The 22,076-nt window shown below is 60.4% G+C and carries 20 protein-coding genes; 6 read left to right on the forward strand and 14 right to left on the reverse strand.

Annotated elements, in window-relative coordinates; translation table 11 throughout:
* Window positions 1-6 precede the first annotated feature (6 nt).
* Window positions 7-1,350 (forward strand): proline--tRNA ligase, encoded by a 1,344-nt coding sequence (gene proS / locus MCRY_RS09925; protein WP_085629336.1) that lies wholly within the window; start codon window positions 7-9, stop codon window positions 1,348-1,350.
* Between the two features lie 94 nt (window positions 1,351-1,444).
* Here the strand turns inward: proS and glmM are convergent, their stop codons facing one another.
* The 9 genes from glmM to MCRY_RS09970 form a co-directional block, all read right to left on the reverse strand.
* The gene (gene glmM, locus MCRY_RS09930) at window positions 1,445-2,788 is read right to left on the reverse strand and encodes a phosphoglucosamine mutase (RefSeq protein ID WP_085629337.1); all 1,344 of its coding nucleotides are present in this window, start codon (window positions 2,786-2,788) and stop codon (window positions 1,445-1,447) included.
* Window positions 2,778-3,797 (reverse strand): dihydropteroate synthase, encoded by a 1,020-nt coding sequence (gene folP / locus MCRY_RS09935; RefSeq protein WP_085629338.1) that lies wholly within the window; start codon window positions 3,795-3,797, stop codon window positions 2,778-2,780. The genes glmM and folP overlap by 11 nt, the downstream gene beginning before the upstream one ends.
* Window positions 3,798-3,836: 39 nt before the next feature.
* Window positions 3,837-4,763 (reverse strand): dihydroneopterin aldolase, encoded by a 927-nt coding sequence (locus tag MCRY_RS09940; protein WP_085629339.1) that lies wholly within the window; start codon window positions 4,761-4,763, stop codon window positions 3,837-3,839.
* 118 nt (window positions 4,764-4,881) lie between these two features.
* Entirely contained in the window at window positions 4,882-5,490 is a 609-nt protein-coding gene (locus MCRY_RS09945) for a cell wall hydrolase (protein WP_139834094.1), read from the reverse strand.
* Between the two features lie 209 nt (window positions 5,491-5,699).
* Window positions 5,700-8,279 (reverse strand): putative PEP-binding protein, encoded by a 2,580-nt coding sequence (locus MCRY_RS09950; protein WP_085629341.1) that lies wholly within the window; start codon window positions 8,277-8,279, stop codon window positions 5,700-5,702.
* A 44-nt stretch (window positions 8,280-8,323) separates the two neighbouring features.
* A complete protein-coding gene (glyS, locus tag MCRY_RS09955) occupies window positions 8,324-10,570 on the reverse strand; it encodes a glycine--tRNA ligase subunit beta (RefSeq protein WP_085629342.1) in 2,247 nt (748 codons plus the stop codon).
* Window positions 10,570-11,097 (reverse strand): DUF6446 family protein, encoded by a 528-nt coding sequence (locus MCRY_RS09960; protein WP_085629343.1) that lies wholly within the window; start codon window positions 11,095-11,097, stop codon window positions 10,570-10,572. Before MCRY_RS09960 ends, glyS begins: the two co-directional genes overlap by 1 nt.
* A gap of 3 nt (window positions 11,098-11,100) precedes the next feature.
* A complete protein-coding gene (locus MCRY_RS09965) occupies window positions 11,101-11,802 on the reverse strand; it encodes an FkbM family methyltransferase (protein WP_085629344.1) in 702 nt (233 codons plus the stop codon).
* Complete coding sequence (locus tag MCRY_RS09970) at window positions 11,802-12,731, reverse strand: glycine--tRNA ligase subunit alpha (RefSeq protein ID WP_085629345.1); 930 nt, start codon at window positions 12,729-12,731, stop codon at window positions 11,802-11,804. The genes MCRY_RS09965 and MCRY_RS09970 overlap by 1 nt, the downstream gene beginning before the upstream one ends.
* A gap of 153 nt (window positions 12,732-12,884) precedes the next feature.
* On the opposite strand from MCRY_RS09970, the gene MCRY_RS09975 reads away from it, so the two are divergent.
* Window positions 12,885-14,606, forward strand: coding sequence for a serine protease (locus MCRY_RS09975; RefSeq protein ID WP_085629346.1), 1,722 nt, complete (start codon window positions 12,885-12,887; stop codon window positions 14,604-14,606).
* Here the strand turns inward: MCRY_RS09975 and MCRY_RS09980 are convergent.
* Together MCRY_RS09980 and ilvC are read right to left on the reverse strand one after the other, a co-directional pair.
* Window positions 14,590-15,519 (reverse strand): DMT family transporter, encoded by a 930-nt coding sequence (locus tag MCRY_RS09980; protein ID WP_085629347.1) that lies wholly within the window; start codon window positions 15,517-15,519, stop codon window positions 14,590-14,592. The genes MCRY_RS09975 and MCRY_RS09980 overlap by 17 nt on opposite strands.
* Window positions 15,520-15,890: 371 nt before the next feature.
* The gene (gene ilvC / locus MCRY_RS09985) at window positions 15,891-16,913 is read right to left on the reverse strand and encodes a ketol-acid reductoisomerase (RefSeq protein ID WP_085629348.1); all 1,023 of its coding nucleotides are present in this window, start codon (window positions 16,911-16,913) and stop codon (window positions 15,891-15,893) included.
* 132 nt (window positions 16,914-17,045) lie between these two features.
* Between ilvC and MCRY_RS09990 the strand changes: the two genes are divergently transcribed.
* The gene (locus tag MCRY_RS09990) at window positions 17,046-17,501 is read left to right on the forward strand and encodes an Lrp/AsnC family transcriptional regulator (protein ID WP_085629349.1); all 456 of its coding nucleotides are present in this window, start codon (window positions 17,046-17,048) and stop codon (window positions 17,499-17,501) included.
* Window positions 17,502-17,509: 8 nt separating this feature from the next.
* Window positions 17,510-17,968: an Lrp/AsnC family transcriptional regulator gene (locus MCRY_RS09995; protein WP_085629350.1), complete on the forward strand. Its 459-nt coding sequence runs from the start codon at window positions 17,510-17,512 to the stop codon at window positions 17,966-17,968.
* 5 nt (window positions 17,969-17,973) lie between these two features.
* Here the strand turns inward: MCRY_RS09995 and MCRY_RS10000 are convergent, their stop codons facing one another.
* On the reverse strand, window positions 17,974-19,074 hold the full coding sequence (locus tag MCRY_RS10000) for a Hint domain-containing protein (protein WP_085629353.1): 1,101 nt from the start codon (window positions 19,072-19,074) through the stop codon (window positions 17,974-17,976).
* Window positions 19,075-19,333: 259 nt separating this feature from the next.
* Between MCRY_RS10000 and MCRY_RS10005 the strand changes: the two genes are divergently transcribed.
* A complete protein-coding gene (locus MCRY_RS10005; protein ID WP_085629355.1) occupies window positions 19,334-20,458 on the forward strand; it encodes an aminotransferase class V-fold PLP-dependent enzyme in 1,125 nt (374 codons plus the stop codon).
* Between the two features lie 210 nt (window positions 20,459-20,668).
* On the opposite strand, the gene MCRY_RS10010 is transcribed toward MCRY_RS10005, so the two are convergent.
* Entirely contained in the window at window positions 20,669-21,301 is a 633-nt protein-coding gene (locus tag MCRY_RS10010) for a J domain-containing protein (RefSeq protein ID WP_085629357.1), read from the reverse strand.
* A gap of 74 nt (window positions 21,302-21,375) precedes the next feature.
* Here MCRY_RS10010 and MCRY_RS10015 point away from each other — a divergent pair, with 74 nt between their 5' ends.
* Entirely contained in the window at window positions 21,376-21,633 is a 258-nt protein-coding gene (locus MCRY_RS10015; RefSeq protein ID WP_085629359.1) for a BolA family protein, read from the forward strand.
* A 23-nt stretch (window positions 21,634-21,656) separates the two neighbouring features.
* On the opposite strand, the gene MCRY_RS23560 is transcribed toward MCRY_RS10015, so the two are convergent.
* Entirely contained in the window at window positions 21,657-22,058 is a 402-nt protein-coding gene (locus MCRY_RS23560; protein WP_176234500.1) for a DUF4177 domain-containing protein, read from the reverse strand.
* Between the last annotated feature and the right edge of the window lie 18 nt (window positions 22,059-22,076).

Below are 22,076 nucleotides of genomic sequence, written 5' to 3' on the forward strand. Positions count from 1 at the left end.
TCCCAGATGCGCCTGTCCCGCTATTTTCTGCCCGTTCTCAAGGAAACGCCTGCCGAGGCCCAGATCGTCAGCCACCGGCTGATGCTGCGTGCCGGCATGATCAAGCAAGCCAGCGCCGGCATTTATTCGTGGCTGCCGCTGGGCTACAGGGTACTGCGCAACATCGAACAGATCGTGCACGAGGAACAGGTACGCGCGGGCCATATCCCGATGCTGATGCCGACGCTGCAATCCGCTGACTTGTGGAAAGAATCCGGCCGCTACGATGCCTACGGCCCCGAAATGCTGCGCATCCGCGACCGGCAGGACCGCGATATGCTCTATGGTCCCACCAACGAAGAGATGATCACTGACATCTTTCGCTCCCATGTGGGCAGCTACAAAGACCTTCCGCTGACGCTCTACCACATCCAGTGGAAATTCCGTGACGAGATCCGCCCGCGCTTTGGCGTGATGCGGGGCCGCGAATTCCTGATGAAAGACGGCTACAATTTCGACCTTACCAAGGAAGACGCGCTGCACGCCTATAACCGTCATCTGGTCAGCTACCTGCGTACCTACGAACGCATGGGGCTTCAGGCGATCCCGATGCGTGCCGATTCTGGCCCCATTGGTGGCGACGACACCCATGAATTCCTCGTTCTGGCCGAAACTGGCGAATCCGAAGTGTTCTATGATGCCCAGATCACCGATCTGAAATTCGGCGACCGCGCCATCGACTATGATGACGTGGCCCAGTGTCAGGCGGTTCTGGAAGAGTTCACTTCGCGCTATGCCCGTACAGATGAAACGCATGACGAGGCCGAGTTCGCAAAAGTGCCAGCCGACCGCCAACGCACCGCGCGCGGCATCGAAGTGGGTCAGATTTTCTACTTCGGCACCAAGTATTCCGACGCGATGGGGGCCACCGTCGCCGACGCCGAAGGCAACCGCGTTCCCGTGCACATGGGGTCCCACGGCATTGGCGTCAGCCGTCTTCTGGGCGCGATCATCGAGGCCAGCCATGACGAAAACGGCATCATCTGGCCTGAAGGTGTGACGCCGTTCCATTGCGGGATCGTCAACCTCAAGCAGGGCGACGACGAAGCTGACGCCGCCTGCGAGGCGCTCTATGCGAGCCTGACCGCAATCGGTCTGGAGCCGCTGTATGACGACCGCAACGAACGGGCAGGTGGCAAATTCGCCACGATGGACCTCATCGGCTTGCCATGGCGCATCACAGTCGGTCCGCGCGGGCTCAAGAACGGCGTGGTCGAACTCACGTCGCGCCGCTCCGGGGAGAGCGAGGAACTGCCGCCGGAACAGGCGATCGCCAAGGTTGCTGCCATCTACGGCAAGATGGTCGGCTGACATGAAAGGCCGCCTCTCGGGGCGGCCATGACCGGCTGAGGCACCGTTTGCGTCAACGCAAACATGCGGATGCGTCGACGCATCCGTCCCAGCCTCACACCGATGCGGCGACCTCGGCCACGATGCCGTCCACTACCTCGAGCAACAACGCCTCATCTTCGCATTCCGCCATCACCCGGATCAGCGGTTCAGTTCCCGACTTGCGGATCAAGAGCCGCCCGCTGCCATTCAGCCGCGCTTCGGCATCTGCGATGGCCGCCTTGACTGACGCCACCTCAAGCGGAGCCACCGACGGGTCATAGCGCACGTTCTTGAGCAGTTGCGGAACCGGATCGAAACTGCGGGCAAGCGCGCTTGCCGGCTTGCCGGTGCGGCACATCTCGCCCAGAAACTGCAACCCCGCCATCAGTCCGTCGCCCGTCGTGGCGAAATCCGTCATCACGATATGGCCCGACTGTTCGCCGCCCAGGTTCCAGCCGCCGCGCCGCATCGCTTCGACCACGTAGCGGTCGCCTACGCCAGTGCGTTCCAGCCGCAGCCCGCGCCCGGTCAGAAAACGCTCCAGCCCGAGATTGGACATGACGGTGGCAACAAGTACGCCATCGCGCAGGCGCTGCTCTTCAGCCCAACGCGCGGCCATGAGCGCCATGATCTGGTCCCCATCTGCCACTTGTCCGGTCTCGTCGATCAGGATCACCCGGTCGGCATCGCCATCCAGACAAATCCCCACATCCGCGCCATGTGCGACAACCGCGGCAGTGGCCAGTTGCGGATGCGTCGACCCGCAGCCTTCATTGATATTCGTCCCGTTCGGTGTCACGCCCAGCGGGATTACCTCTGCGCCCAATTCCCACAGTACTTCAGGGGCAGCTTTGTAGGCAGCGCCATTGGCGCAGTCGATCACCACCTTGAGCCCGTCCAGCCGCAAGTCAGACGGGAAGGTCGATTTGACCCTCTCCTGATACCGAAAGCGCCCGTCGTCGATGCGCTTTGCGTGTCCAATGTTCTCGGCCTGTGCCGACTCGACGCCGGTTTCGATCAGATCTTCGATTTCGGCCTCATCAGCATCCGACAGTTTGAATCCATCAGGGCCGAAGAACTTGATCCCATTGTCGGCCGCCGGATTGTGACTGGCCGAAATCATGATGCCCAAATCTGCCCGCATCGACGGGGTCAAGAGGCCGACTGCCGGAGTCGGCACGGGTCCAAGCAGCAACACGTTCATGCCCGTCGAGGTCAGCCCGGCGGTGAGCGCGTTCTCGAACATATAGCCGGACTTGCGCGTGTCCTTGCCGATCACAACGCGGTGCACGCCTTTGGAGTCTTGCCGGAAATGACGGCCGACCGCAGCACCGATCCGCAACGCCATATCGGCTGTCATCGGATGGATGTTGGCCGTTCCGCGCACGCCATCCGTGCCAAAAAGCTTACGCCCCATTCTTGTAACCCCACTCGATTGCACGCCAGAGCGCCAACGCCTGACGTGTTTCATCAACATCATGTACCCGGATGACTTGCACACCTTGGCTGGCACCATGCAAGGCCACCGAAACCGATCCCGCCACCCGTGTGTCCGCTGTGCCAGCCCCGGAAATCGTCCCGATGAATTTTTTGCGCGATGCACCCAGCAGGATCGGGCAGCCTAGTCCGTGAAACAGCGCGATGTCGCGCAGCAGGATTAGGTTGTGATCCAGCGTCTTGCCGAACCCGATGCCCGGATCGACCATGATCTGATCGCGGGCGATGCCCTGCGCCACCAAAGCCTCGACCCGCTTGGACAGGAAGTCGTACACATCCAGCCGCACATCGTCATAGCGGGGTGCCTGCTGCATTGTCTGTGGATCACCCTGCGCATGCATCACGCAGACCGGCACCTGCCGTGCGGCGCACAACGGAGCGAGATCCGCATCATGAGTGAACCCGGCCACATCGTTGACCAGCGCGGCACCTGCCGCCAATGCGGCTTCGGCCACGAGCGCTTTTCGCGTGTCGATCGAGATCGGCACGTCCAGTTCCGCCGAGATTGCCGCAATCGGCTCGCGCACGCGTCGGATTTCCTCGTCCACGGGCACTGTTTCGGCTCCCGGACGGGTGCTTTCCCCACCTACGTCAATGATCCCTGCACCCGCTTCAGCCATCCGCCGGGCCTGTGCCACTGCCGCCTCTGGCTCGAGGTAGCGTCCGCCATCTGAAAAGCTGTCAGGCGTGACATTGAGAATCCCCATCAAGGACAGCCCGCCCATATCCATTCCGGCAATCGGGGCACGTGGGACGGTCAATCGCGTCAGAACGTCATCCGGGATTGCCTTTGCGGGAACGATCTGCGGTGCCCCGCCACGCCGCAATGCGACAGCATGCGTGAACCATAATGGGCCACCCGCGAGGTCGACCGCGTCGGTCGGGCGCGGCGCCGATGCTTGGGGCAGGGGACGAAAATACGATTTCATGGCGTGTGAATGAAACGCAATTCGCTGTTTGACAAGCGTCTAAAGCACGCTTTCGCCTACAGGGCTGTTGCGAACTGAAACATTCGCCACACGTGGCGCATCGGTTCCTATCACCAAAAGCTCGCTTGCGTCCATTTCCTTGGCAAACCATCCGGTCAATGCCACCGCGTCGGTGGTCGGCGTGTCTGGTCCCTCGACCGCGTCCAGAATGATTTTCGACGGGGCCCAGATGCAGACCTGACCGTTCTTCATTGCCCAGTCCAGTTCGGTGCGTGTGGCCACCACCTTGCACCGCGCATCGCGGGCGGCAAGCACCCAGCCATTCTGTTCGATGGCCAAAAGGTCGATCCGCCGCTGCGCCATCGGTTGCCCCACCTCGGCCCTGCGGCCTTCAGGCAGACCCACGCACAAGATCAGTGGCGCACGTTCGGCGGAAAGCTGGTCAATCCATGCCCCCAGGTGATCCGACATCAGTGCGGCATTGGTCAGGTAGACCACACGCGGATGAGGACGTTCCTGACTTGAATCTTGGGCTGCGCTTCCCAAATCACTGCGCGACCGCACAATTTCAACGCCCAATGCGCCGGGGCCGCGATCCAGCTTTTCGATCCGCACGAAGGCCCTCAACGCCTGAGGCTCCAGCAGGATGCGTTCGGCGATCCGTTCCGCCAGCGTTTCGAGAAGGTTCAACCGTTCTGCACCCAGCTCGGTCGCAATCGCTTCGGTCACGCGGTCATAGGACAGGATACGGTCTACATCGTCATCGATATGGCCGACGATAGGTTGCACTTCGACCACGACGTTAAAGCAGATCCGCTGGCGCGTGCCGCGTTCGGCCTGAAACGCCCCGATCTCGACCTCGACGATGTGGTCGCGCAGTGAAATGCGATCCACAGGGCCGTCATCGGCTGTGGCGATGGCCCGTTCGGACGGGTGCGCAAAGGCAAGTCGAATTTCAGAACTCATGGCGCATCCTCCTGTCGGTCTTGTCCGGGCTACCAGAGGACAGCGCCAACGAAAATGCCACGAAGGGGCATTTTAGCCACCGCTCGCGACATCCCAAAGGCAAAAGCCCCTCTGTAGATCAGCTGTTCGAGCTGACGCGCCACGTGTGGCGGTAGAACACATGCACACCGATGGAGGCCGTTTTGGTGTAAGTGCGCGACCAGCGCGGACGCACGGCGGTGGTGTGGTAGTGGGTGGCCCCGTCGGTCAGGTTCATCGGGGCGCGGCCATCAAGAATGGCGCGGGCGACTTTGCCGACCCGGTCCCATGCCTTGGGCTCACGGATACGTTCAGGGATACCGTCGCAGGTATAGGTGAACTGGCACTGATATTTCTTGCCGGTGCCCTGATTGATCACACCGCAGACACTGTTGGGAAAGCGGCCGCTCTTGACGCGGTTCATGATCACTTCGGCGACAGCGAACTGGCCCTTGATGGTCTCGCCGCGCGCTTCGAAGTAAAGCGCCTCGGCAAGACATTCCCATTGCGCGCCACCGGCAGCGGCGTCTTGGGCGTTCAGCCATGAAGCATTGTAAATTGCGGCGTTGCGGGACACAGGTGTCACCAGCGATGTCAGATGCGATTGCCCTGCGGACGCCAAAACGGATTTTTCTTGGTTCAGAAGCTCTTGTGCGGCTTCCTTGGTACGCTCTGCCAATGTCGGTGTGGCCGCAATGATGGCGGCCATAATTAAAGCAAACAATCTCGTCATACCGAGTGTTGATCTCGCGGCGTTGTGGGTGGCGACGCGTTGCATAAAAATGTAGCAGCGCCGCGCATTCGACGGGCTGTTATAGAATTATTGGGATTTTAACAAGTTTAACGCCCATGCACCTTGTGCATGGCCGATGCCCATTCGGGGATGTCGGCAACATTTAGGCCGAAACTTGCCTAATCCTACCCGATCTTGTCGGCCAACGCAAGCTGTGCTGCGGCAAGACGTGCCACCGGAACCCGGAACGGAGAGCAGCTGACATAGTCGAATCCCGCCGCCCGACAGAAGGCGATTGATTCGGTATGCGCGGCGTGTTCGCCGCAAATCGACAGCACCACGTTGGGTTTTGCAGCCCGGCCACGCACCACGCCAAGCCGCAATAATTCGCCCACACCTTCGGTATCAAGAATGTGGAACGGGTCTTCGCTGAACACGCCCTGACGCACATATTCCGACATGAACCGCCCCGCATCGTCGCGCGACAGGCCGTAGGTCATCTGTGTGAGGTCATTGGTGCCGAAACTCAGGAAATGCGTGTGCTCGGCGATGTCACCGGCCCGCAGACAGGCGCGGGGGGTCTCGACCATGACGCCCAGACGGTAGGTGAAATCGGCGCTGTTCTCGGTGCGCACCGCTGCCGCCACCGCCTCGACCCGGCCGCGTACAAGTTCGACCTCGCGCTTGGCCGACACGAGGGGCACCATGATCTCGGGCACAATGGTGATGCCTTCCTTGGCTGCCTCAACTGTCGCTTCAAAGATCGCGCGGGCCTGCATGTCGTAAATCTCGGGCACCGTGATCCCCAGACGCACGCCTCGCATCCCCAACATCGGGTTATATTCCGAAAGGCTGTCGATGCGCCGGGTCACGTCGCTTACCGGAATGTCGAGCGCCTCGGCGAGTTCGCGTTGTCCGGCGCGGCTTGTGGGCAGGAATTCGTGTAGGGGCGGGTCAAACAGTCGGATACACACTGGCTGGCCCTGCATGATGCGGAACAGTTCCAGAAAGTCCGCGCGTTGCATTGGCAGCACCAGTTCCAGCGCCGCTTGCCGGTCCTCCCGGTTTTGCGCAAAGATCATTTCCCGCATCGGTGTCAGGCGTTCGGCCTCGAAGAACATATGTTCGGTCCGGCACAGCCCGATCCCCTGCGCGCGGAAATGCAGCGCGGTCTTGGCATCCGCTGGCGTGTCGGCATTGGCCCGCACACCGATATCGCGTTCGGCATCGGCCCAGCTCATGAAGGTGCGGAAGGTCTCGTCCAGTGTCGCTTCGATCATCTCGACCGAGCCGGCCAGCACCTGACCATTGGTGCCGTCTACCGTGATCTCGTCACCTTCTTTAAGCACCCGACCATCGGTCGCCACCAACTGCTTGCGCTTGACGTGGAACCGCAGACTGGCGGCCCCCACGACACAAGGAAGGCCCAGGCCTCGTCCAATCACCGCCGCGTGGCTGGTCATGCCGCCGCGTTCCGTGAGCACGGCGCAAGCCACATGCATGCCGCGAATGTCTTCGGGGCTGGTTTCGCGGCGCACCAGAACGCAAGGTTCGCCGCGTGCGGCCCCGGCCTGGGCCGCTTCCGAAGAAAACACGATCCTTCCGGTCGCAGCGCCCGGGCTGGCGGCAATGCCCGACCCCAGAATGTCGCGCTTTGCGGTTGCCGCCACCTGACGGTGCAACAGTTCCGACAATGCGCGCGGTTCGATCCGCATCACCGCTTCTTGCCGTGTGATGATCTCGTCCTCAGCCAGCCGCACGACGATCCGCAACGCCGCCCGTGCGCTGCGCTCCACGCGCACCCCGTCCAGAATGTGCAGATTGCCGTTCTCGATGGTGAACTCGATCTGCATTTCTTCGCGCAATCGCGCACGCATCAACGCCGCATGTTCCTTCAATGCGGCAAATGCCTCGGGCGCCAGTTCTTCCAGCGACGGACCGCGCGGGTCTTTCTCAAGGAAAATCGACGCGGCCCCGCCATCCAGTGCTTCGCGACCCTGACTTTGGCTCAGATACCGTCCCGTGACCTGAGGCAGCCCGGTAAATGGATTCACAAGCTGCAACACGCCAGATCCACATTCTCCGCTGCCCAGACCCAACGCCATTTCCTGCACCACAAGGCCCAGTCCCGCATCCACTGGCGCGCCCTTAGCCTGACGCAAGAGTCGCGCGGTCGTGCCTTCCCAAGCGCGCGCCATCGACCGCAGGATTTCGGCCAGTTGCACCGCCGGGTCTTGTGGAAACGGCTCTTCCGCCTCCTCCTCGTAAAGCTGCAACGCCTCGGTCAACGCGTCATGGCCTTCGCCGTTAATTTCGTCGAACACCTCGGCATCAAGACGCGCCACGTCAACCGCGTAATTCATCACAAAGCGCAGGTAGATCTCGGTCGCGGCTTGGGTGCCGATCTGGTCGCACAGATCGACATAGCGTGCGTCGTTCATCCCGATATTCAGAACCGCACCTGGACCGCCCCAATCGGGGTCTTCAGAAGACGGACGCACGCAGAGCAGGGCGTTCGGGTCGAATTCTGAAAGAATATCTGTCACATCCGGGCGATATCCTGACGCGATCTGATGCACCGACGTAAAAGACAGCGCCACCGTGCGCGGCACTGGTAGGTCAAGCCGCACAAGGCGCTGCAAACACTTCGCCCGTCCGCCGTGGGTCGGCGTGGACATGGGCGATGTCGGTGTGATCAGCGTCACATCCGGGTTGTCAGGACTTGGTTTCTGCACCGCAGCACCTCTTGAATGTGCACGCAGCATACGTCCGGTGGACGCTCTGACAAGTGGCGTTTACAGCGCAGGTGTCATCCCTCGATCTTTGTTAGATCGGCAACCCGAAGACAGGTGCTGCGAATGCTGCTCAGAAGGTTAAGGCGGTTGCGCCGCAGAACCGGGTTCTCTGCATTGACCTGCACCGCTTCGAAGAACGCATCGACCGGACCGCGAAGGTCTGCCATCGCGGCCATCGCGGTGCTGAAATCCTGCGCCTGTATCGCCGGGGTGATCTTGCCCTCGGCTGTGGCCAGTGCCTCGAACAGCGCGGTTTCGGTTGCGTCTTCGGCAAACTTTGGGTCACCGCCGAACGAGTATTCGACGCCGTCTTTTTCTTCGGCCTGCGTCAGGATGTTGTTGGCCCGCTTGAACCCCTGAACAAGGTTCTCGCCATCCTCGGTCTCAAGCACTGCCTGCAACGCCTTGGCCCGCGTAACCAAAAGAGCCAGATCATCATTGCCGGGCATCGCAATGCAGGCGTCGATCACGTCATGCCGCACGCCCTGATCGCGGAGGTAGACCTTGAGGCGGTCGTGAAAGAAGGAGAGGAGATTTGGGGCAACTATTGTAAACAATTCAGGGAATTGATGGATCGCGTATTCTTCGGGATCATCTGGATCGAATGCTCTAACAGACTTCGCAAAACTGTCTGCTGCATCTTCAATTATGTTTTCGTGGATTTCGGCACCGCCTAAGCTCTCCAGTTTTTCCAGAGCTTTTTCCTTGGAGCCATAGTACATGTCGAAGTGGTTGCGAGCCGCTCCATTAATAATTGTTTTATTCAGTTCAAGCGTAAGCTCATTCTCCAACATCAACCGAATAACCCCTAACGCGGCACGGCGCAGCGCAAATGGGTCCTTTGACCCAGTGGGTTTCTCGTCAATCGCCCAGAACCCGGTCAGCGTGTCGATCTTGTCCGCCAGCGCCACCGCCACGGATACCGGCGCAGAGGGCACATCATCAGACGGCCCCAGCGGTGAATAATGCTCCTGACAGGCCGCGCCGACTTCGGGCGGCAATCCTGCGGCGTCACTGTAATAGCGCCCCATAAGCCCCTGAAGTTCCGGAAATTCATAGACCATTTCCGACGCCAGATCAGCCTTGGCCACACGCGCCGCCTGTTCCGCCAGTTCCGCATCTGCACCAACAACCGGCGCCAATTCCCGCGCCAGTGCAGCAATCCGTTCGATCCGGGCCTTCTGCGATCCCAGCTTGTTGTGGAAGGTCACGTTCGACAGGCTGTCCGTCCACGCGGTTAGGCCATCCGTTTTGGCCACCCGCAGGTCGTTTTCCCAAAAGAATTTTGCATCTGACAGCCGCGCCGACAGCACCTTCTGGTTGCCAGCAAGGATCGTGGCGCCATGATCGGCGGTTTCGCGGTTCGCCACGGTGATGAACCGTTCGATCCGGCCCGTCTTTGGGTTGCGAACCGAGAAGAACTTTTGATGCTCCTTCATCGAGGTCTGAAGCACCTCGGGTGGCAGACCAAGGAAATCCTCCCCGATCTCACCCATCAGAACCACGGGCCATTCGACAAGCCCAGCCACCTCGGCCAGCAGCCCGTTGTCTTCGACCACCTCAAGCCCGCTTGCGAATGCCTGATTGGTGGCGTCCTGCCAGATCGCCTCGGCGCGTTCGCCCGCGTCCAGCACCACATGCGCACGCTTCAGCTTGGCTTCATAGTCGTCAAAGCCGGACACATCGATTGTGCCCGGTGCCATGAAGCGATGGCCTTCGGTCGTGCGCCCCGACACGATCCCATCCACGTCCAGCGGCACAATTTCGGACCCGTCTTCGCGCGACAGCACGCAAACGATCCGGTGCAAAGGACGCACCCAACGCAATGACCCGGCACCCCAGCGCATCGACTTGGGCCATGGAAAGTTGCGGATCGTATCTTCAAGCACATCTGCCACGATCTCGGCGGCAGGGCGGCCCGGCTTTTCGATCACCGCATAGAACACGCGGCCTTTTTTTTCGTCCCGTTCGATCAGATCCTCGCGCGATACACCCGCACCACGAAGGAACCCCTCAATGGCTTTTTCGGCTGCGTCGGTGCGCGGGCCCTTGCGCTCTTCTTTCACATCCGGCGACCGTTCGGTCAGCCCATCCACCCTCAACGCCAGACGGCGCGGCGTCGCATAGGCCGCAGCCCCCGCATAGGTCAGACCCGCTTCGACCAGGCCATTGGTCACGCGCGACTTTAGGTCGTCAGCGGCCTTGGCCTGCATGCGCGCCGGGATTTCCTCGGAAAAAAGCTCGATCAGAAGGTCGGGCATCAATTGCCTCCAGTTTCGCGTTCTGGGCAGTCTTCGCCCAAGGGGCTGCCATCATAGGCCTTGTCCCCGCATTCGTTGATTTCGTGCCAGATATAGCCGCGTCCGTCTTCGGTGATGGCGACCACGCGGTCGATGCCGAATTCGAGGTTGCGCTGGCTGGTGAACACCTGAGCGCGGCCATTGTCGATATCTTGGCCGATGGAATTGGCATCGAAACATTCAAACCATCCCGGGGCGTTGCGCGGGGACGATCCGATGTATTGCTCATAGGTAGATGTCAGCGTCGATAGCGGTGTTTGAGTTGTAAAGCAGGCTCTGAACCTGATGGGTGAGCTTTCGCTGTCAATCGCTTGAAAATCCTCATAAAGGATTGTTTCGTGCGTTCCGTTCAGCGTGGTCAGTTGAACATCATCGACACCGTTGGGCGTCACAGTTTCGTAATAGGCGTACACCTGCAGGTAGTACATCGCCACACCCGCAATCAGCGCGCTGACGGCTATGACGATAGTGAGGATCTTGCCGGTCATTGCCTATTTCCAATCCATGTTCACGCGCGGTTGCGTCATTGCTTCTGCACGCGCCCGCAGCGCGTCGGTGCGCGCCAAAAGGTCGGGGATGCGGCTCTCGTGGGTTTCGACAAACAGGTGGCCGATCCGCTTTCTGACTGGATGGTCAAAAAGCGCTTCCAGAAGCGGAACCTCGGCCCCTTCGATGTCCATTTTGATCACCGCGATCTCACCGTCGAGCGCGTCCAGAAAGGCGGGAAAGTCGATCACTTTGACATCCACAGCGCTGGCCGTGTCGATATTGCGCTTCTGCGCCATGAGCGACGACGATTGCGATTGCTCAACCGGGTCGGCGTCAAAGGACGACGTACGATACAACGGAAATGTCCCGTCCTCTGTCCCTGCAGCCGCCTCGATCACCTCTACATTGGGCACATCCGCCAACCGCGTGCGCAATTCGGCGGCCGTCCATGGGTCTGGCTCGAATGCATAGACCTTGGCGGCGTGGGCGGCCATTGTGCGGGTGTGCTGGCCCAGATTTGCCCCGAGGTCGACGCAGATTTTACCCGCAGCCCCGGTCAACGCCTCTCGAAACGCTGCCTCTGCCGCGGGCGCATACAGCTTGCGCAGCTTGCGGCGGTATTTCAGCCCAAGCTCTCCCGGCAGGTGCTGCATCAGGCTGTACTTGGCCCGGCGCAGTGGCGTATTTCGGTTGGCCTGTGCCATCAGGCGGCATATCCCCCAGCTTCGGTCATCACAAACGCATCGGCGCAGCTCTTGGCCAGCGCCCGCACTCTGCCGATATAGCTTTGCCGTTCCGTAACCGAGATCACACCGCGCGCATCGAGCAGGTTGAAGATGTGGCTGGCCTTGATGCACTGGTCATAGGCCGGATGGGCCATAACAATGCGCTTGCCGGTCTTGGGGTCGTCCTCGGCTTGTTCCAGGATGCGTGCGCATTCCGCCTCGGCCTCCTCAAAGTGCCGCAGCAGCACATCCGTGTCCGCCACGTCAAAATTCCAGCGCGAATATTCCTGTTCGGTCTGACGAAACACATCGCCATAAGACAGCGCAATTGGCGCGTCCGGGTCGTTGTAGGGCATGTCCATGACATGATCGACGCCCAGCACATACATCGCCAACCGCTCCAACCCGTAGGTCAGTTCGCCAGACACCGGATGGCAGTCATGCCCGCCAACTTGTTGAAAATACGTGAATTGCGACACTTCCATGCCGTCACACCAGACCTCCCAGCCCAGCCCCCACGCGCCCAGCGTCGGGCTTTCCCAGTCGTCCTCGACAAAGCGGATGTCATGCAGCGCCATATCGATCCCGATGGCCCGCAATGACCCGAGATACAGCTCTTGCAGGTCGGGCGGCGACGGTTTGATCAGCACCTGATACTGATAATAATGCTGCAGACGGTTCGGGTTTTCGCCGTAGCGCCCGTCGGTCGGGCGGCGCGAGGGCTGCACATATGCGGCGGCCCAAGGCTTTGATCCCAATGACCGAAGCGTGGTGGCGGGGTGGAACGTACCGGCACCGACTTCCATGTCGTACGGCTGCATCACGGCACAGCCTTTGGTGGCCCAATAGGACTGCAGCCGCAGGATGATCTCCTGAAAACTGCGCGGCTTCGTGATGGTCTGATCCATTGCGATGTCACCCCGGTTTGCACTGGCGTCTGATTAGGGCCATGGGGTCCAAGGGTCAATTGCGTGCGAGGGTCTAATTTTCGCGTTCCAGTGTCGGCGCAATCTTGTTAGAGCATGTGCCTGAAACAGGTTTTTTCGGCAGGTGGCAGAAGAATGGTGCGCAAGTTTTTGTTTTCGATGATCGCGACCCTGATGATTTGGGGGGAGTCGGCCTTGGCGCAAGACAGCGTTTATGTGCAGATCGAAGCGCAGCCTAGTTTGTCCGTCGCCGAAGACCGTTTGCGCGATTACGCCGCCATCCTGCCCGATGTGAACGGATTTGATCTGGGGCGGGGGTGGTACGGTATCGCTCTTGGGCCCTATCCCCGAGACGAGGCTGGGCGCGTATTGCGCAGCCTGCGTGCGCAGCGTTTGATCCCCAGTGACAGCTATCTGGAAGGGCCAGACCGCTATGGCCAGCGCATATGGCCGATTGGCGCAGGGCCCGCCACGGTCCCGTCGATCACTGTGCCTGAGATCGCAATCGCGCCCGAACCCGATCCGCAAGCCGCTGATGAGACCCCACGCGAAGCCCGCGCGTCAGAAGCGTTGTTGAACCGCGAAGAACGTGAAGCGCTGCAAATCGCTCTGCGTTGGGCGGGATTTTACAATTCCAGCATTGACGGTGCTTTTGGCCGGGGCACCCGGTCTGCGATGAGCGCGTGGCAGCAATCCAACGGCTTCGAAGACACGGGCATCCTGACCACGGCCCAGCGTGCCGAACTGTTCCGCCAGTACAATGCAGTGTTGGAAGGCATGGACATTCGATCCATCCGTGAGACAAGAGCAGGTATCGCCATCGACCTTCCGCTGGGTGCTGTGGCGTTTGACCGTTACGACAGCCCATTTGCGCATTTCGAACCGACTGGTGCCGTTGATAGCGCGCGCGTCCTGCTGATCAGCCAGCCGGGCGATCAGGACCGCCTGGCTGGCCTTTACGAGATCATGCAAACGCTCGACATCGTGCCGCTGGATGGTCCGCGTGACCGGAACCGTGACAGATTTACCCTTACCGGACAGAACAGCCGTATCGTATCTCACACCGAAGCGCGGCTGGAAGGCGGCGCGATCAAGGGCTTTGTGCTGGTCTGGCCTGCAGGCGACGAAGAACGCCGCACCCGTGTTTTGGCCGCGATGCAATCAAGCTTCGCACCCATCGACGGCGTGCTCGACCCCGCCGTGATCGCTGAGGATAGCCAGAGCGTCGATCTGTTGGCCGGTCTTGCCATACGCAAGCCAAAGCTCACCGCGTCAGGGTTCTTTGTCGACCGCCAGGGCAGGGTGGTCACCACAGACACAGCCGTCGCCAATTGTGGCCGGATCACGCTCAACAGTGACTACAACGCCGAAGTTATGACGACCGATCCATCACTTGGCGTCGCCGTGTTGCGGGCGACACAGCCCTTGGCTCCGAACGACATCGCTCAATTCCGCGATGGTACGCCGCGTCTGCAATCCGAGATCGCCGTTGCTGGCTTTTCGTTTGGTGGCGTGCTGCCGTCGGCAACAATGACCTTTGGTCGTCTGTCGGACCTCAGTGGATTGAACGGTGAAGACACGCTGTCCCGTCTGGCCATTAGCACGCTTGATGGCGACGCGGGTGGTCCTGTGCTTGACGATGGCGGTGCCGTGATCGGTATGTTGGTTCCGCACGATGCTGGAGGTCGCCAATTGCCTGATGATGTGAACTTCGCGACCAACAGCGCAGCACTTCAGCAAGTGTTGTCCAGCGCCGGTGTCTCGCCGCAGGTCACAAGCGGCCTTGCACGGCTCGACCCTGTGGATCTCACCGCCAAAGCCACGGCAATGACAGTGCTCGTCAGCTGTTGGGAGTGACCCCGCGCCCGAACAACCTGCTCAGCGCACCCCATTGGCTGAGCAAAACACCAAGCAGGATCAACCCCATCGCCACCAACAATGCGGGGCGGAACGGCTCGCCCAGAATGACGATGCCCAGGATCACCGACCACATTGGCACCTGATAGCTGACCAGCGACATGAACACCGGACCAGCGCTGCGGATCACCAGAATACGTAACATGTTCGCCCCGGCAGTCGGGATCAGCCCAAGCAGGGCGACGATCCACAAGGTGCGGGTGTCCGGCAGCGGCGGCGGGCCTTCAACGACAAAGGCCGCAGGAATGACCAGCATCGACCCGAACACCAGAGCCATCGCGGCCAAGCCAAACGGATCAACTGGCGGCAGGCGGCGCATCAGCACCGAACTGATCGCATAACAACTCGCCGCGCCAATGCAGGCCAGCCGACCAAACGGCTCCAACGGATCACCGCTCGAGGTAAAGGCCTGCCCACCCAACAGCACCGTCACACCGGCAAAGCCGACCAGCATCCCGATCAGACGGCGCGTCGTGATCCGTTCGCCCGGAACAAAGAGATGCGCCAAAGGCAGCATGATCAACGCGCCCGACGCCATCGACACCCCGGCAAAGCCCGAGCTTACCGTTTGCTGCCCCCAGCTGAGCAGCATGAAGGGAACGGCTGAATTGAACAGACCCGATACCGCTAGCGCGCCCCAACTCGTGTCCTGGGTCAGAAACAACCGCCCGCCACGCAATTGCCAAATGGCGACCGCCAGTAGGGCCGCAAATCCGATGCGCCCTGCGGCCAGCCAGAACGGTGTGATGCCCTCCAACGCCAGCTCGATGAACAGAAAGGTTGCGCCCCAGACCAGACCAAGGGTCGCGACCATGCCCCAATTCGCTGGGGTGATCTCGGGTTGAGTGTGCATAGAAATGAGGCATCCAAAGCAGTCTGTCCGACAAATGCAGCCGGGGTGGTTGCATCTGCCACAGGATCGGGATGCTGTGTAAACCTGATAAGGCCGATCAGCAACGGCCTAGAGTAAAAGAAAAATCCCAACAGGAGGACAATATGGACGCGTTTTTCATCATCCCGATCATCCTGCTTCTGGCCTTACTGGCCTGGTGCATTCTGCAACTCAAGGACGGCCTGTAAGCAGTCAGCCCCGGCAGTGGGCCGTCCGGGTATCACCTGCGCCCAATCTTGGCGCTTCTTTGGGCCTGAAATACCTCAGGGGGGAGTGGGGGGACAGCGTCCCCCCACATGGGTCAGACGGGCGCAGCCCGTCTGAAACCCGGATCAGTTCTTTGCTTTGTCGACCATTTTGCCCGCCGAAATCCACGGCATCATGCCGCGCAGCTTTTCGCCGGTGGCTTCGATCTGGTGCTCGTCGTTGATCTTGCGTGTCGCTTTAAACGACGGCTGTCCAACGGCATTCTCCAGCATGAAGTCACGCACGAACTTGCCAGTCTGGATGTCTGTCAGAACCGCTTTCATCCGCGCCTTTGTCTCGTCGTAGGGCAGGATGCGCGGGCCGGAGACATACTCACCGTACTCGGCCGTGTTCGAGATCGAGTAGTTCATGTTCGCGATGCCGCCTTCGTAGATCAGGTCCACGATCAGCTTCACTTCGTGCAGGCACTCGAAATACGCCATCTCCGGCTCGTAGCCTGCTTCCACAAGGGTCTCGAAACCCATGCGGATCAGCTCGACCAGACCACCGCACAGAACCGCCTGTTCGCCGAACAGATCGGTTTCGCACTCTTCGCGGAAGTTGGTCTCGATGATGCCCGAACGACCGCCACCGATGGCAGAGCAGTAGCTCAGACCGATTTCCAGCGCGCGGCCCGACGCGTCGTTGTGAACAGCGACAAGGCACGGAACTCCGCCGCCCTTGGTGTATTCGCCGCGTACCGTGTGGCCCGGACCCTTGGGTGCCATCATGACGACGTCCACACCCGGCTTGGGTTCGATCAGGCCGAAATGCACGTTCAGACCGTGGGCAAACGCGATTGCCGCGCCTTCCTTCAGGTTGTCATGTACGTATTTCTTGTAGGTCTCTGCCTGAAGTTCATCGGGCATTGTGAACATGATCAGGTCGCACCAGGCCGCCGCTTCGGCGATGCCCATGACCTTCAGGCCTTCGCCTTCGGCTTTCTTGGCCGAGGCCGAGCCTTCGCGCAGGGCGACGACAACGTTCTTGGCACCGCTGTCGCGCAGGTTCAGCGCGTGGGCGTGGCCTTGGCTGCCGTAGCCCAGAATGGCCACTTTCATGTCTTTGATCAGGTTGATGTCGCAATCGCGATCGTAATAAACGCGCATGGTATTTCCCTCGTCTGCGTTTCAATTGCAGCGCACAATAGGGATTTCCAGCTTAGAGAGGTGGCGAATTACGCGCTTCTTTGCGGATAAGCGGGGATTTCATTCTCAGAATTTAAGATATACAGAGATTTCATGCTTGATGCCACCGATCTCCGAATCCTGCGCCAGTTTCAGGCCGCCCCCGATCTGCCCACCGCCGATCTGGCTGACAGGGCAGGGGTCACGCCCACCACGCTGGCGCGCCGTATCGACAAGATGCGCGAGGCTGGCGTCATTCGCGCCGTGCGCGCCGTAATCAATTGGCCTGCGCTTGGCTATACGGTCGAAGTCAGCCTGCGTGTGACGCTGGACAAGACGCAACCCCGCGCCTTTGACGAATTCCTCGCCGGCGCCCGCGAGGTGCCCGAGGTAATCGAGGCGCAGACCTTCCTTGGTCAGGTGGACGCGCGCCTGTCCGTCATTGCCCGCGACATGCCTCATTATCAACAGGTCTACCGTGACAAGCTTCTGACCCTGCCGCATATCGCCGATATAGAAGCCCTGATGCATGTCGCCCGCGTGAAATTCGACGAGACACTTCCAATTTAGGGGCCGCTATGATCGACCTCGACGATATCGACCGCGCGATGATCCGCGCTGTGGCGGCAGACGCTCTGATCAGCGCCGGGGCGCTGGGCCGCCAGTTGGGCCTCAGCCAACCTGCAGCATGGCGTCGTCTTAAACGGTTGAAAGAGGCGGGTATCTTCCGGGGCCAACGGCTTGATCTCGATGCGCAGGCGCTGGGTTTCACCGTGACTGTCTTTCTTGGGGTCAAACTCGCCACCAAAGGCCGCGTCAGCCTTGAAGACTTCGAACGCGCCGTGACCGCGATCCCCGAAGTGCAGACTGTCGAACACGTGTTGGGCCTGTACGATTATCGCCTCCGCGTCGTCGCCCGCGATATCGCCGATTTCGAACGCGTGCTGCGCCGCCGGATCATGACGCTGCCGGGTGTCGGTAACATCGACGCCAATGTTCTGTTGAGCGAGGAACGCCTGCCGGGGCCAATTGGTTAACACGGTCAGGCGACCTCCGCGACAAGCGCGATCGCCTCGTGCCGCTTGAGCGTATAGCGCGCCATCTGCTGTGCATCGACGATCAAGGCTTCGGTGTTTCGAAGCAGACCAAGGATTTCATCCCGTGCATCGTCTTCGATGCTCTCCATCGCCATGCTACCGGGATAAAGTGTTTCCGCCGGGCACCCTTCGGCAAACACCACATGATGCGCGTCACACAGAAAGTGCCAATACTCCACCACCGGCCTAGGCTCGGGGACGATGGTCGTGCCGTTCACGAGATGTTTGGCCGCCACAAAGACCTCGTCCACCCCGAACATCAATTCGGCCTTGGACCCGCGCAGCAACATGCGATGGTTGGGTGACACCCAAAGGTCGCGAATATTCCCCAGCGCGCCGCGCGCGATGCGGATGGGGGTGTTGACCCCGTCTCCCGGCACTCGCACATGGCCGACCCAGCGGATTGGCTGCGGTCCGGCATCCAGAGTGTTGACCTCATCGCCCTCTCGCAGAGATTCAACAAAACGCGGTCCCTCCGGCGTTTCGATCAACGTTCCCGACGCAAAGCAGATGACCACCAGAAAGTCGGCGGCATTCGACGAAAACGCGGCGTCGGCTTCTTCGTCCGGTGTGATGATCCCGTCGCCATTGAGATCGAGGTCTTCATTTGTATCGATCCGCAAAGGCCCGTTCTGCGTCGCTAGCGTTTCGAGAACATTCACGCCTGCAATCGCTGCCACGTCTCCAAGAACCGGCGCACCCGCGTCCGTTGATGTCAGCCCCGTGGCGTCAATCTCCAGGTAGCGGTCGCCCATGGTCCGGCGTCCCATGTCGACATCAGCGCTGCCGGTATAGGTGTATTTGGCAATGTCGTTGTAATAGTCCGAAGCGCTTTCGTAGACGATGATCGACGTCACAACAGAGGCTTCGGTCAGGACGCCATCGGCCGTCACATTGTCTACGACATAGACAATGATATCGTTGTCTTCAAACAGCGCGGTCGCGCTGTGAAGCATGTATTCCCCACCGTTTGACGCGTTCGCATTCGTCGTCTGTGGGTCACCCACGACGCTGAATCCGTTCAACAACAACGTGGTTGTTGCCATGCCTGCTCTGCCTCTCGGGGTCTGGTGCCCCTTTTGATAATTATGTATCGATAGATACCGCGCTGTGGCGCGACCCGTCAAATGTTCATAGTTTGGAAACAATATCGACTTTTGAACGTGACCTTAGGGCATCTTGCGACAGGCCGAGGCGGTGCTGAGAAAAGCTCGGTCGCCGATGCCGCGACTTTTTGCACGCAACTAGCCTTTGCCAAATGCCCTCCGCGCCGCTACCCAAGGCGAAACTCAGGGAGGCTTTGCTATGGCTCTGCTCGATACGGTTGACCCCACGGGTCTCGAAGAATTCTCGGTTGTCTTCACCGACCGGTCACTCAATCATATGTCCGCGACCTTTCAAAAGGTGATGACCGACATCTCGTCCATGCTGAAAGAGGTCTATGCCGCTGATGCTGTGGTATTGGTGCCGGGCGGCGGCAGCTACGGGATGGAGGCGGTCGCCCGCCAGTTCGGGCAGGGGGCCAAGACCCTGATCGTGCGCAACGGCTGGTTCTCGTATCGCTGGACGCAGATCTTCGACACCGGCCAGTTTGGTGGCGATACCGTTGTCATGAAGGCGCGCCAGACAGGCAATGAACCCACCGCCTCCTTCGCGCCCGCCCCGATCGAAGAGGTCACCGCCCGCATCCGTGAAGAGAAACCTGATATCGTCTTTGCGCCCCATGTCGAAACCAGCGCCGGGATTATCCTGCCGGATGACTATGTGACTGCATTGGCGGCGGCAGCACACGAGGTCGGCGCGCTGATGGTTCTCGATTGCATTGCTTCAGGATGTGCTTGGGTCGATATGAAAGCCACCGGCGTCGACGTGCTGATCTCGGCCCCGCAAAAGGGCTGGTCCGCCACACCCAGTGCCGGTCTCGTGATGCTGTCCGACCGTGCCGTGGCCCGAATGGACGAGACCGCGTCGAACAGCTTTGCCGTGGACCTCAAGAAATGGCACCAGATCATGCAGGCCTACGAAAATGGTGGTCACGCCTATCACGCCACCATGCCCACAGACGGGCTCAAGGCCTTCCGTGACACGATGCTGGAAACCCGTGACTACGGCTTCGGCAAACTCAAGGACGCGCAATGGGCGCTCGGCAACGCGGTCCGTGCGATGCTGGCAAAGAAGGGCATCCGCTCTGTCGCCGCAGACGGTTTCGGTGCACCCGGGGTCGTGGTGAGCTACACCAGTGATCCCGAAATCCAGTCAGGCCGTGCCTTTGCCGCCCGCGGCATGCAGATCGCCGCTGGTGTGCCACTGCAATGTGACGAACCGCCGGAGTTCTCGACCTTCCGCCTCGGTCTTTTTGGCCTCGACAAACTCTATGATGTCGACGGCACCGTCGCACGGCTTGCCCGGGTTCTGGACGAGGTTCTCTGACCACGCGTTTCGCCCAGACCGATCCGGTCCAAATGCATATTTGAAAAAAGAAGAAGTGAGGGGACGCGCGCTGTCCCTTGCTTCTCTTTTTCATAAATATGCCATCACCTCGCATGAAGAAATCGCAACGAATGGCAAGGGCGCTGGCACCGGGCAGCAAAAAGGCCGCCCATTCTGGCGGCCTTTTGCATCTTCATCCCATTGTGGGGATCACTTGAAGTTACGGCTGTCCTTGATCTGGTCCCACGCCCAGACCACCTCTTGCAACTGTTCTTCCTGGCTGCGGTCGCCGCCATTCATATCCGGGTGCAGCACCTTGATCAGCGCTTTGTAGGCCTTGCGCACTTCGGCCTTTGACCATGTGTCCTTCGCCTCGAGAACCTCGATTGCGCGTCGCTCGGTGGGTGGCAGGCGCTTTGTGTGCCCCGCCGACGAGCCGGCCTTGCCGGGGTTCCGCGTGGCATTGTTGCCCAGCACCTGATGTGGGTCTTCGATGCCCAAACGCGCCCAGGCCTTGGCCTCAGGATCGCGCCAATCCTTGGTTTGGCGTTCCCACACCTTATCCGAACTCGCCTGTGCGTTCATCTCGGCTTCGGTCTTGCCGTCGAAGAAGTTCCACCGGTTGTTGTACTCGCGTACGTGCTCCTGGCAGAACCAGAAGAAGTCATCCAGCACATCCGGCGCTTTAGGCGCACGGAATTTCCCAGCCTCTTCACAGCCCTCATGGTCGCAGATCCGCACCGAGGTTTCGGACGCACCTGACATCCCCCGTCGGCCGCGGGGGTTCTTCTTTTTTGCCGACTTGATCGACATATCGAAACCGAATGGATCTGATTTGCTCATAACCTGCCCTTTTCGACTCGGAGGCGTGAGTGTAGACCAAACCGACGCAGAGGTAAGCCCTTGGAGGCGAAAAAATGACCCGAACGGAACAGATCGAAACACGACTGCGCGAGGCGCTCTCTCCCCGTGAACTCACGGTACAGGATGACAGCGAAAGCCACCGCGGCCATGGCGGCTATCAGGAAGGTGGCGAGAGCCATTTCAACGTCCGCATCCGTGCCGCTGCCTTCGAGGGTAAATCCCGCATTGCCCGCCACCGCATGGTGCACAGCGCGCTTGGCGCCGAACTCGTCGCGGCCATTCATGCTCTATCGATGGATCTCGACACGTAGGGTACATGCTTGCACGCAGCACCTCAGGCTGGCCGCGTCTCTTCGTTGCCTTCTTCAAAGGTCGGCTCAGTGGCAGGCTCGGGTGTGGCGTCCGCCACCCCGTCGCCTTCGGGCACCGCCGAAGACACCGCGGCAGTTTTGGTCACGATCGGCTCGACCCGTGCGGGTGTAACCTCTGGGTCTGACACTGGCTGTGTTGCCAAAGCCCGCCTAAACACCATCAGCGTCCGCCAATGCGTCTCCGACCCGGTCAGGCCCACGCGTTCCTGTGATGGGAGAACGTCTGAGCGCTGATACTCCCAGCCCTCCGCCGCCAATGCGTTGATCGCCTGCTCCACCCCCAACGCAAACCGCGCCTCGGGCGTCTTGAGTCCCTTGGCCTTAACCCCCTTCACAGGGGCCGGAACCACCTTGTATTCGAACATCCGCACCGCCTTACCTAT

The sequence above is a fragment of the Marivita cryptomonadis genome, from assembly GCF_002115725.1.
Lineage (GTDB): Bacteria > Pseudomonadota > Alphaproteobacteria > Rhodobacterales > Rhodobacteraceae > Marivita > Marivita cryptomonadis.

What these genes read in the sequence shown, in the direction of transcription:
- MCRY_RS09965 (WP_085629344.1), bottom strand. Translation starts at nt 11,802, where the DNA reads ATGGCACAGGCCAACCGAAATACGCCACTGCGCCGGGCCAAGTACAGC.
- MCRY_RS09970 (WP_085629345.1), bottom strand. Translation starts at nt 12,731, where the DNA reads ATGGATCAGACCATCACGAAGCCGCGCAGTTTTCAGGAGATCATCCTG.
- ilvC (WP_085629348.1), bottom strand. Translation starts at nt 16,913, where the DNA reads ATGCGCGTTTATTACGATCGCGATTGCGACATCAACCTGATCAAAGAC.
- glmM (WP_085629337.1), bottom strand. Translation starts at nt 2,788, where the DNA reads ATGGGGCGTAAGCTTTTTGGCACGGATGGCGTGCGCGGAACGGCCAAC.
- MCRY_RS10010 (WP_085629357.1), bottom strand. Translation starts at nt 21,301, where the DNA reads ATGAGCAAATCAGATCCATTCGGTTTCGATATGTCGATCAAGTCGGCA.
- MCRY_RS23560 (WP_176234500.1), bottom strand. Translation starts at nt 22,058, where the DNA reads ATGTTCGAATACAAGGTGGTTCCGGCCCCTGTGAAGGGGGTTAAGGCC.
- MCRY_RS09940 (WP_085629339.1), bottom strand. Translation starts at nt 4,763, where the DNA reads ATGAGTTCTGAAATTCGACTTGCCTTTGCGCACCCGTCCGAACGGGCC.
- MCRY_RS10000 (WP_085629353.1), bottom strand. Translation starts at nt 19,074, where the DNA reads ATGGCAACAACCACGTTGTTGTTGAACGGATTCAGCGTCGTGGGTGAC.
- MCRY_RS09995 (WP_085629350.1), top strand. Translation starts at nt 17,510, where the DNA reads ATGATCGACCTCGACGATATCGACCGCGCGATGATCCGCGCTGTGGCG.
- MCRY_RS09980 (WP_085629347.1), bottom strand. Translation starts at nt 15,519, where the DNA reads ATGCACACTCAACCCGAGATCACCCCAGCGAATTGGGGCATGGTCGCG.
- MCRY_RS09960 (WP_085629343.1), bottom strand. Translation starts at nt 11,097, where the DNA reads ATGACCGGCAAGATCCTCACTATCGTCATAGCCGTCAGCGCGCTGATT.
- MCRY_RS09990 (WP_085629349.1), top strand. Translation starts at nt 17,046, where the DNA reads ATGCTTGATGCCACCGATCTCCGAATCCTGCGCCAGTTTCAGGCCGCC.
- MCRY_RS09975 (WP_085629346.1), top strand. Translation starts at nt 12,885, where the DNA reads ATGGTGCGCAAGTTTTTGTTTTCGATGATCGCGACCCTGATGATTTGG.
- proS (WP_085629336.1), top strand. Translation starts at nt 7, where the DNA reads ATGCGCCTGTCCCGCTATTTTCTGCCCGTTCTCAAGGAAACGCCTGCC.
- MCRY_RS09950 (WP_085629341.1), bottom strand. Translation starts at nt 8,279, where the DNA reads ATGCTGCGTGCACATTCAAGAGGTGCTGCGGTGCAGAAACCAAGTCCT.
- glyS (WP_085629342.1), bottom strand. Translation starts at nt 10,570, where the DNA reads ATGCCCGACCTTCTGATCGAGCTTTTTTCCGAGGAAATCCCGGCGCGC.
- MCRY_RS10005 (WP_085629355.1), top strand. Translation starts at nt 19,334, where the DNA reads ATGGCTCTGCTCGATACGGTTGACCCCACGGGTCTCGAAGAATTCTCG.
- MCRY_RS09945 (WP_139834094.1), bottom strand. Translation starts at nt 5,490, where the DNA reads ATGGCCGCCATCATTGCGGCCACACCGACATTGGCAGAGCGTACCAAG.
- folP (WP_085629338.1), bottom strand. Translation starts at nt 3,797, where the DNA reads ATGAAATCGTATTTTCGTCCCCTGCCCCAAGCATCGGCGCCGCGCCCG.
- MCRY_RS10015 (WP_085629359.1), top strand. Translation starts at nt 21,376, where the DNA reads ATGACCCGAACGGAACAGATCGAAACACGACTGCGCGAGGCGCTCTCT.